The organism is Paraburkholderia sp. XV (genome assembly GCF_020177535.1).
In the GTDB taxonomy this organism is placed as follows: Bacteria; Pseudomonadota; Gammaproteobacteria; order Burkholderiales; family Burkholderiaceae; genus Paraburkholderia; species Paraburkholderia caribensis.
The window spans coordinates 25,592-32,462 of record NZ_JAGUUD010000093.1 but is presented as its reverse complement, the minus strand read 5'-3'; the positions used below and the strand labels follow the sequence as shown (position 1 = coordinate 32,462).

At 62.4% G+C, this 6,871-nt stretch carries 6 protein-coding genes; 3 read left to right on the top strand and 3 right to left on the bottom strand.

Features of this window, described 5'->3' with window-relative positions; genetic code table 11:
* Positions 1-660: 660 nt before the first annotated feature.
* The 3 genes from KFO72_RS31605 (at position 661) to KFO72_RS31595 (ending at position 4,401) form a co-directional block, all read left to right on the top strand.
* Positions 661-1,956 carry an NAD(P)/FAD-dependent oxidoreductase gene (locus KFO72_RS31605; RefSeq protein ID WP_225033761.1) on the top strand — a complete coding sequence of 432 codons (1,296 nt, stop codon included), beginning with the start codon at positions 661-663 and terminating at the stop codon, positions 1,954-1,956.
* Entirely contained in the window at positions 1,956-3,260 is a 1,305-nt protein-coding gene (locus tag KFO72_RS31600; RefSeq protein WP_225033760.1) for an NAD(P)/FAD-dependent oxidoreductase, read from the top strand. Before KFO72_RS31605 ends, KFO72_RS31600 begins: the two co-directional genes overlap by 1 nt.
* A gap of 130 nt (positions 3,261-3,390) precedes the next feature.
* Positions 3,391-4,401, top strand: a complete 1,011-nt coding sequence (locus KFO72_RS31595) for a DUF2891 domain-containing protein (RefSeq protein ID WP_225033759.1) — start codon at positions 3,391-3,393, stop codon at positions 4,399-4,401.
* Between the two features lie 86 nt (positions 4,402-4,487).
* Here the strand turns inward: KFO72_RS31595 and KFO72_RS31590 are convergent, their stop codons facing one another.
* The 3 genes from KFO72_RS31590 to KFO72_RS31580 all read right to left on the bottom strand — a co-directional run bounded on the left by KFO72_RS31590 (position 4,488) and on the right by KFO72_RS31580 (position 6,804).
* Positions 4,488-5,936, bottom strand: coding sequence for an MFS transporter (locus tag KFO72_RS31590; protein ID WP_225033758.1), 1,449 nt, complete (start codon positions 5,934-5,936; stop codon positions 4,488-4,490).
* Between the two features lie 84 nt (positions 5,937-6,020).
* Positions 6,021-6,311 carry an STAS domain-containing protein gene (locus KFO72_RS31585; RefSeq protein WP_225033757.1) on the bottom strand — a complete coding sequence of 97 codons (291 nt, stop codon included), beginning with the start codon at positions 6,309-6,311 and terminating at the stop codon, positions 6,021-6,023.
* A gap of 223 nt (positions 6,312-6,534) precedes the next feature.
* Entirely contained in the window at positions 6,535-6,804 is a 270-nt protein-coding gene (locus KFO72_RS31580) for a DUF1488 family protein (protein ID WP_035996740.1), read from the bottom strand.
* Positions 6,805-6,871 lie beyond the last annotated feature (67 nt).

Genomic DNA, 6,871 nt, shown 5'->3' with positions numbered 1-6,871 from the left:
CAAAAGAAAGCGGCTCACACCGCCAGCCCGTGTTCTTATCCACGGGCCCCCAACGGCCCTGTACTTCACGCGGCAACGCGCTAATTAATGCCCGTGCCAACGCTTCGAATGAGCGCCTCACCCGCTTCGAATATCCGTACCCGGGCCAGCGGCAGCGAATGGTAGATGCCGCCCAGGTGGCAAACAGTGTGCAGGTTGTCGCGTCGTATAGCTTGGCGCTCTTACAAGGTGGGACGCGTGCGCTATCGGTCCGGAGTGAAGCGTGCGAGGCACTACGGCCTACACACAGTTTGCCACCTGGGCGGCGCATACCATTCGCTGCCGCTTGGCCGGGTAGGGGTATTTGAAGTGGGTGAGGCGTTGATTCGAAGCGTTGGCAACGAGCATCACCCGGGGCACTGCCGTGTGAAGTGTGGGGACGTTGGGGGCCCGTGGATAAAAACACGGGCTGGCGGTGTGAGCCGCTTTCTTTTGCCTACTTTTCTTTGCGGCGGCAAAGAAAAGTAGGTGCCGCCCCGCACAGGGGCAACGCGTGAAGTGCGCTAACGTAATGCGGATGCCAGCGCAAAGCCCCAGAAAACCAAACCAACCGCAACACATAAACCACCAAGGCAAAAACCGCCGAGAAAGCAAAACACACCGGCCCAACAACTTCCGCCCATGCCAGAAAACCTCACCTCCCAACCTCACGTAGCATCGTGGTACGCAGCAACCACAAACGACCAGACCCGCCATCCACGGTTGGATGAAACCATCACAGTCGACGTCTGCGTAATAGGCGCCGGCCTGACCGGCATCTCAACCGCATTGAACCTCGCCGAACGCGGCCACACGGTAGCGGTGCTAGAAGCATCAAAAGTCGGCTGGGCAGCAAGCGGCCGAAACGGCGGCCAGCTAATAGGCGGTTTCGCCTGCGAAATAGACACATTCGCGAAGTACATGCCCGAAAGCGACGTCCACCGCATCTGGCAAATGGGTTTGGAAACGCTGGACATAGTGAAAGACCGCGTAGCGAAGCACCGCATCGACTGCGATCTGACGATGGGCTACCTCACAGCCGCCAACAAGCAAAAACACGTAGACGCACTACGCACCTGGCGTGATAACGCAAAAAGGCGCTTCAACCACGACCGGTATCGATACATCGAACGCGCCCATATGGATCAGTACGTGCAATCATCCCGCTATCTCGGCGGCCTTTTCGACCCGGACAGCGGCCACCTGCATCCCCTGAACTACACACTCGGCCTGGCCCGCGCAGCCGCCGAAAATGGCGTCCGCATCTACGAAAACAGTTGCGTCAAGACACTGCGTAAAGAAAACAGCACCCATCTGATCGAAACAGCGCAAGGAACGGTGCGCGCCAAATACGTAGTGCTAGCCTGCAATACATGGCTCGGCGCGCTAGCGCCCCAAGTATCGCGAAAGATCATGCCCGTCGGCACCTACGTCATCGCCACGGAACCGCTCGACCCGGCCCGCGCCGCCGCGCTCATGCCCGCGCGCGCCGCCGTCTGCGATAGCCGCTTCGTGCTCGACTACTTCCGCCCTGCACCCGACAACCGTCTACTCTGGGGCGGCAAAGTCAGCTACTCGACTTTCGCGCCGCGCAATCTCGGCGAAGCCATGCGCCGCGACATGCTAAAAACTTTCCCGCAACTCGCCGATGTCAAAGTGGACTATGCATGGGGCGGCTTCGTCGACATCACGATGAACCGCGCACCTCATTTCGGCAGGCTCGCGCCGACCGTCTACTTCGCGCAAGGCTTCTCGGGACACGGCGTCAATACGACCGGACTCGCAGGCAAGTTGATCGCGGAAGCCATCCATGGCCAGGCCTCGCGATTCGATCTGTTCGGTAAAATCCGCCATCGCGACTTTCCCGGCGGCGCACTGCTGCGCACACCCGCACTCGTGCTTGCAATGACCTGGTATCGAATGAAGGACTGGCTCTGATGACGGAAACACTCGACCGCCGCGCGGATGCGCTGATCCGCAACTCGTACTACGAAGCCACCGTGTCGCGCCCGCTCACGGACGATCCAATGCTGCAAGGCTCCCTCGAAGCCGACGTCTGCGTGATCGGCGCCGGGTTCTCGGGCTTGTCGGTGGCGCTCGAATGCCGCGCGCGCGGGCTCTCCGTCGTCGTTCTCGATGCGCATCGCCCCGGCTGGGGTGCGTCGGGACGCAACGGCGGACAGGTGCTCGCCGGTTTTGCAAAAGACGAGATCGTCGAAAAGCAACTCGGCCTCGAAGGCGCGCGCGCTGCGTGGGCGTTGTCCGTCGATGCCGTCAAGCTGGTGCACGAGAGAATCGAGCGCTATGGAATCGAATGCGATTTCACCCCGGGCTTCATGACGGTCGCGACCAAAGCGAAACGTGTCCCCGATCTGCGTGGATGGATGGACGCGGCGACGAACCGCTGGGGTTATCCGCATCTGTCGTGGGTCGATGCCGGCGACATGCGCGATCGCATCGCCTCGGAACGTTATCTGGCAGGCGTCCACGACGCGTTATCCGGGCATCTGCATCCGCTCAAGTATTGCCTCGGACTCGCCGATGCCGCGCGCCGCGAAGGCGCGCAACTCTTCGCGCAGTCGCCCGTGCTCGAAGTCGTGCGCGGCGCACGGCCTGTGGTACGCACCGCGACGGGCGAAGTGCGCTGCCGCTTCGTCACCGCATGCGGCAACGCCACACTCGGCAATGTCTTGCCCACTGCGATCGCCGCACGCATCGCGCCCATTGCGTCGTACATTGTCGCGACGGAATCGCTCGGCAAGTCACGCGCGGATGCATTGATCAGGAATCGGCCCGCGATCTGCGACAACAACTTTTTTCTCGACTACTTTCGGGTGTCGGCGGATCATCGCGTGCTGTTCGGCGGACGCGCGAGTTCGACGGGCGCTTCGCCCGCGCAACTGACAGGCGATATCCGCCAGCGCATGCTCGCCGTCTTTCCGCAACTCGCGGATACAAAAATCGAATTTGCGTGGGGCGGCTTCGTCGATATCACGCGCAATCGCGCGCCCGATTTCGGCGCGATCGATCCGAACTACTTCTATGTGCAAGGCTTTTCGGGTCATGGCGTGGCGCTGACGGGCATTGCGGGGCGCGTCATTGCAAAGGCAATCTCGGGTGACACGGCCGCGCTCGATCTGTTCAGGCGCATCAGGCACGCGCGCTTTCCGGGCGGACCGGCGCTGCGCGGACCGGCGCTGGAACTGGGGATGCTCTATCGCCGGATTCGCGAGCTGTTCTGAATCGCATTGCAACACGGCTTGCACATGACAGACCGGGTTCAGTAAAGGCAGAATGTGCACCTCACCCTCGATGCGGCACACCCGCATTCAAGGCTTACCGTAACCCACAACCCGTTACGACGAGGCGTCGATGACTGCCGTACTCACTTCTGAAATCGCATCGAAATTCGCGGGCCTCGCGCTGGCTCACCTCACGCGCGAGTATCCGAACAAGCTCACACATTCGCTCGCCGGGCCGCAGGACGTGCAAGGCCCGCGCGAACTTCATCCCATCTTTTACGGCAGCTATGACTGGCACTCGTGCGTGCACGGCTACTGGTTGCTGTTGCATCTGGTCGAACGCTTTCCGGAGTTGCCGGAAGCGCCGCGCATCGTCGCCGTCGTCGACGAGCATTTCACCGCGCAGAACGTCGCAGGTGAGCGCGCCTATCTCGACCTGCCGCATAACCGCGGCTTCGAGCGCCCGTATGGTTGGGCGTGGCTGCTTGCGCTGTCGGGTCAGGTCGCATCGTTGAAGCTGCCGCAAGCCGAGCGCTGGGCACAAACCATCGAGCCGCTGACAGCGGCTTTCGTCGAACGCTTCGAAGAATTTCTGCCAAAGGCGACGTATCCGCTGCGGGTCGGCACGCATTTCAACACTGCATTCGCGCTGGCGCTTACGCTCGACTTCGCGCATCGCACGCAGCGCGATTCGCTCGCGCGCCTCGTCGTCGATACGGCGAAAGGCTGGTATCTGAACGACGCCGGATGCCAGGCGTGGGAGCCGTCAGGCGACGAGTTCCTGTCGCCGTCGCTGATGGAAGCGGAGTTGATGCGCCGCGTGCTGCCGCCTGCCGAATTCGCCGGATGGTTCGAGCGCTTCCTGCCCGATCTCGCGCAACGTCGACCCGCGACGCTGTTCGCCCCCGCCACCGTCACGGATCGCAGCGACGGCAAGATCGCGCATCTCGACGGGCTGAACCTGAGCCGCGCGTGGTGCCAGCGCTCGCTGGCGCGCGCGCTGTCGAACGACGATCCGCGCCGCGCCGCGCTCTTCGACGCCGCCGAACTTCATCTAGAAACCGCGTTGCAACACGTAGCGGGCGACTACATGGGCGAGCACTGGCTCGCCACGTTCGCTACGCTCGCGCTCGAGGCATAACGACCGTAGCGTCATTGAAAATGGCCAGTGTCTGTGAAGACACCGGCCATTGCTTTTTTAATGCAGCAACAGACGCGTGTCGCCGATCAGTGCGAGATCTCTTCGAGTGCAACGCCGCGCGTGCGCGGCCCCATCACGCCGATCACCAGCATCACGATCGCCATCGCGCCCGCGATGAACACGAACACGCCTGTCGATCCGAAGTACTTGAGTACCGACGCAATAAAGAACGCCGTGAAAATCGCCGAGAAGCGGCTCCATGAATAGACGAAGCCCACTGCACGCGCACGGATGCTGGTCGGGAACAGCTCTGCCTGATAGGCGTGATAGCTGTACGACATGATATTGCTGCCCAGCGTCAGCCCGACGCCGAGACAGATCAGCAGCGCGGCCGCCGTCGTCTGACTGAACCACAGTCCGCACACGATGATGAGCGCCGCCATCGCGACGATCACGCTCTTGCGCTCGTACTTGTCCGCAATGAAAAGCCCGATGATGGGACCCACGGGTGCCGCGAGCGCGATCACGCTCGAATAGGCAAGGCTCGTCGTCACGGTAATGCCCTGCTTGATCAGCAGCGTCGGCACCCAGTTCGCAAAGCCATAAAAGCCGACTGTCTGGAAGATGTTGAAGATGCTCAGCATCAGCGTGCGGCTGAGATAAGGCGGCACCCACATGTCGCCGAAGCGTCCGCTCGGCGGCACGGGAACGGGCGGCGCAGCCGGCGGCAGCGGCTTACCGTACTCGGCCTCGACCTTCGCTTCGAGCGCGCGCATCACGCGGTCCGCTTCATCGACGCGCCGTTGTTGCGCGAGCCAACGCGGGCTCTCGGGCAGATTGCGCCGGATCCACCAGACGAACAGCGCGCCGTGCGCGCCGATCAGCACGACCCAGCGCCAGCCATCGAGCCCGAGCGGCGCGCGCGGCACCAGCAGCCAGGCGAGAAACGCGACGACAGGCACGGCCATGAAGCCCACTGCCTGTTCGCACGCGAATGCGCGGCCGCGAATGTGCTTCGGGACCAGCTCCGAGATGTAGGTGCCAATCGTCACCAGTTCGACGCCGATTCCAAGGCCCGCCATGAAGCGCCAGAAGTTGAGCCCGGTGGCTGTTTCCTGAAACGCCATGATGACGTTAGCGACCGTGTACCACAGCAGCGAATACGTGAAGATCGCGCGGCGGCCGAAGCGGTCCGCAAGAAAGCCGCACGCAATCGTGCCGATGAAGAGCCCGAGAAACAGCGTCGCGATGAAGCTCGCGATCCCCGTCGTGCCGAACAGGCCTTGCGTGGTCGATGTGAGGATGCCGCTCTTGACGATGCCGGGCGCGACGTAGCCCGTATAGAGCAGATCGTAAAGCTCGAAGAAAAAGCCGAGACTCAGCATCACGACGAGCTTCCATACCGAGCGCGTCGCGGGCAAGCGGTCGAGCCGCGCGCTGATGGTGCCGGCGTCGACGGCGGAATGCGACGATGCGGGCGCACTCGTCTGCGTGGCCCCAGGCTGCGGGATGCCCGCCTGGTCTTGCGTTGTCATTGTTCTGTCTCCTGTGTCGAAGGCCTGCCGCGACTTCGGGTGCAGGCCAGGCTCGCATTGTAGCCGCGCATCGGCAGGCAGGCGTCAGTTGCCTTCCTGCCGCATCACCACACCAGCATCGGCCCGCTGCAACAGACGCCGGTTGCGCACCGGGAGATTGGTCAGGCGCAGGCGTTTGCCGAGCTTTGCATAGCGCGCGTGCAGTGCTTCCAGTGCCGCAATCGCCGAATGATCCGCACAATGCAGATGTCGGCAATCGAGCGTCACGTTGGCCGGCATCGCGATGCGGATCGAACCGCATGAAAATGCGCGATCGATGCGAATCTCGCTCGCGTGCCGCGACGCATAGGCACGGCTGAACGGATCGCAGTGCACCCTTGCTGTGCACGACGGACATGCCGTGCATGGACGCCGCAAGCCAGAAAGCGTGCGGCGGGCACAAAGGTGAACGGGGCGGAAAGATGACAGGCTCGTGGCGAGAAGCCCGAGCCAAGCAGCTGATGTGCGCGGCTCTCGCGCAGCGCACGCGATTTTACATGGTCAGAGGCTCATGCGCGGCGGCGCACGGTAAAGCTAAATAGCTAAATACAGGCGGTCTTTAGCGGTATTCGAAATCGTCTGCGGTAATCAACACATGCGTCGCGCCCTTCGCGAGCGCCTTGCGCTCGGCGACGGCGGCGATGCGGCGCTGGCCGTTGCCGAACGCCTTTGTGAGGTGCGACTCGTCTGCTCCGCGCTCCAGCCAGAAGTGCTGCTCGAGCGCATCGCGCGTAATCGCGCAGCCTATCGCGCGCTTTTGCACGACGATATCGAAAGTCACGGCTTGGCCGTTGGTCGAAAGGGCGAAGTTGCTTAAGGACTGTTCCATGTTCAGCCTCTCGTGAACTGCGATATACCTGTGTTTCGTGTTGCCTTCATGAAGCCGCCACCCCTAT